This window comes from uncultured Thiodictyon sp. (assembly GCF_903828115.1).
GTDB lineage: Bacteria > Pseudomonadota > Gammaproteobacteria > Chromatiales > Chromatiaceae > Thiodictyon.
The window spans coordinates 1-2,697 of the sequence record NZ_CAIKKU010000695.1; the positions used below are offsets into that span (position 1 = coordinate 1).

2 protein-coding genes are annotated in these 2,697 nt (G+C 69.4%); one reads left to right on the forward strand and one right to left on the reverse strand.

The features are described from left to right. Positions 1 to 260 precede the first annotated feature (260 nt). Positions 261 to 1,298, forward strand: a complete 1,038-nt coding sequence (locus tag QZY48_RS26300) for a hypothetical protein (protein WP_295436495.1) — start codon at positions 261 to 263, stop codon at positions 1,296 to 1,298. 61 nt (positions 1,299 to 1,359) lie between these two features. On the opposite strand, the gene QZY48_RS26305 is transcribed toward QZY48_RS26300, so the two are convergent. Beyond that, complete coding sequence (locus tag QZY48_RS26305; protein ID WP_295436497.1) at positions 1,360 to 2,499, reverse strand: hypothetical protein; 1,140 nt, start codon at positions 2,497 to 2,499, stop codon at positions 1,360 to 1,362. Positions 2,500 to 2,697: the final 198 nt, after the last annotated feature.

A 2,697-nucleotide genomic window follows, 5' to 3' on the forward strand; every position in this document is an offset into this window, starting at 1 on the left:
AGGCTGCCCAGGGGTGCATGGCTTGGTTTTCGCCGTTAGCTCCCACGGTGGGGAGCTTTACGGTGATGAACCGACGCCATGCTCCCCCAGGTCTCACGAACCTCTCCACAGGCTGCCACCGCGGAACTCGCGGCGGACCCAGGGTGTGGTAAATTCACGACTTGGATAACCAAACTATACAACGATTTCGCCTCAAGTTCTGCTAGAACTTTGATGGTTAATAAGAAATGAGTAGGTTTTTAAGCGACTGTATCAACCCTATGTGCCGACGACCCCTCCACGCCCGGCCGACGCCCCGCGCTCCCACCGGTACCCTGGCCCGCGTGCTTCTCTGCGCGGCGGCCTTGGTTGCAAATCCCCTGGCGGCTCAAACAGAGAGTCCGCCGGGGTCGCCCCCGGGCGTCGCCGGTGCGCCCGCGACGGCGCCCCTGCGCTTCTTCGCGCTCGGCGATCTGCCCTATGGCGAGTCCGAGGTGGCTCCGCTGCAGGCGCTGCTTGCCGCTGCCGCCGTCCAGGCGCCGCCGTTCATCGTCCATGTGGGCGACATCAAGTCCGGCAGTTCCCCCTGTACCGATGAGCAGTTGCACACCATCGCCGGGCTCTTTCGGGCGGTGGCGGTGCCGCTGGTCTACACGCCCGGGGACAACGAATGGACCGACTGCGGACGCTGGACCGCGGGTGGGTTGGACCCGCGGGCGCGCTTGGCGCGGGTGCGGGAGGTCTTCTTCGGTGATCCGGGCGTCCTGCGGCTCGCCGCCCTGGGGGTGACGCAGGCCGGTGAGCACTTCCCCGAGATCTACGGCTTTGTCATGGACGAGGTGCTGTTCGTGGCCCTGCACATCGTCGGCAGCGACAACGGGTACGACGCCGACGCCCCGGCGGCCATGGCCGAGTTCAGGGCGCGCGAGGCCGCCAACCGGGACTTCCTGACCCGGGCACTGGCCTCGCCCCAGGGCCGCGACGCCCGCGCCCTGGTCATCATGATCCAGGCGGACCCGCTGTTCGATGGGGGGCGGGGACCGCGGGGTTTCCGCGGCTTCAAGGCGCAACTGGTCGACCTGATGAGTCAATTCCCAGGCCCGGTGCTGCTGATCCATGGGGATACCCATCAGTATCGGCACGACCACCCGCTGCTCGATCCGACGCGCGGCGCGCCCTTCGAGCGCTTCACGCGTGTCGAGGTGCCGGGTTCCCCCTTCATGGGTGGGGTCTGGATCAGCGTCGATCCGCGGGCGGCGGAGCCCTTCGCCGCGGAACCCGTCTATGCCGTCTCGCTGGATTCGGTGGGGTCGGAATGACTCGCGGCGCGCCGAAGGCTGGGCCGGTCGGGTAAAAATAGACAGGATTAACAGGAGGTACTTAAGGGCGCTGTCGGTCCGGGTAGCCCACGCGGGGGCTCCCTTCCAGCCCGTCCCCAGTCTCCGTCGGGGCGCCGTCCAAGGGTTCCGGGCGTTGCAGCACCAGGTTGAGGCCGGACTCGCCGATCCGCGTCAGCTCGGTGAGACTCTGGTAACCGGGGGCCATGACGAGGACCTCGACGGCGGCGCCGGCCGCTTCCTGGAATCCGAGGCTGAAGTGGCCGAAGCGGTCGGTTTCGGCGGCGACTCCCCGCGCCGGGACCAGCACGCGTACCCCGGGGATGGGCTTGCCGGTCGGCTCCCAGACAAAACCGCTGATCAGGCTGCTCGCCGCGACGCTTGGCGCCTGCTCGGGGGCGGGCTGGGTGTCCGGCTCCAGCCACCAGATGAGTCCCAGACCGGCGAAGGCGAGGCCAGCGAACAGGCGCAGGAGCAGATTGCCCCGGCGCGTGTCCAAGTCTGCCACCCACCCCAGCAGGCGCGCGCCGGTCCCCCGGTCAGACTGCACCGGCGCCTCGGGCCAGACGGCGAGCAGGCAATGGGCGGGGATCAGCAGGGCCAGCGCGCTCGGGAACTCGTCCGCCACCACCAGCCCCAGGACCGACTCGCGGATCGGGTCCCAGGCCCCGGTTCCGGTAAAGCTCCGCTCGATGGTGCCGTGGTCGGTCTCAAGGCCGGTGATGGTGTCGGCGTCCGCATTGGCGCAATCGGCGTGGACGCACCGACCCGCGGGGGCCTCGGGCGGGAACCCCAGGCAGAAGACCGCGCGGTTGCGATAGTGCGACGGTGCGAGCGGCTCCAGTCGGGCCGGAGTCGCCGTCGCCGGGGCCGGCTCGCCGAGTTGCAGCACCGCGATCCCGGGCGGCCGTGCCCCGGGCGTGTTCCAGCGCGGGTCCCATCCGGCCTCCGGCACCCACGCGACAAGCGTGCCTGAGCCCCGGAAGGGGATCGGCAGCAGCGGCAGTTCCACCCCCACCTCACCCCCGGGGGGTTCGGGGCCGACCGCGACCCCCAGAGCGGCGCCGACCACGCTCGCACAGGTGATGACGTGCCGCGGGCCGATCAGCACGCCGCTGCCGACGCTCTCGTGGGGGTGGGCGGGCGCACTGATGCGTACCTGCCAAGGATGACCGTCGTGCATGGTGGCTGGGGGCGGCTGCGTTGACCTGTCGACCACTATAGCGGGTCCGCGGGCGCGCAGCCCTGAAGCATAACCGCGCCACCCCAGTCACGGCGCGGGCTGGCGGGGGTTAGAGAAAGTTAATGTTCGCACAAGGGGGTAGACACCGCGCGGCGACTCTGGCAGGATTAACGGCAGGGTAATCGGTCTGCCGTTCCG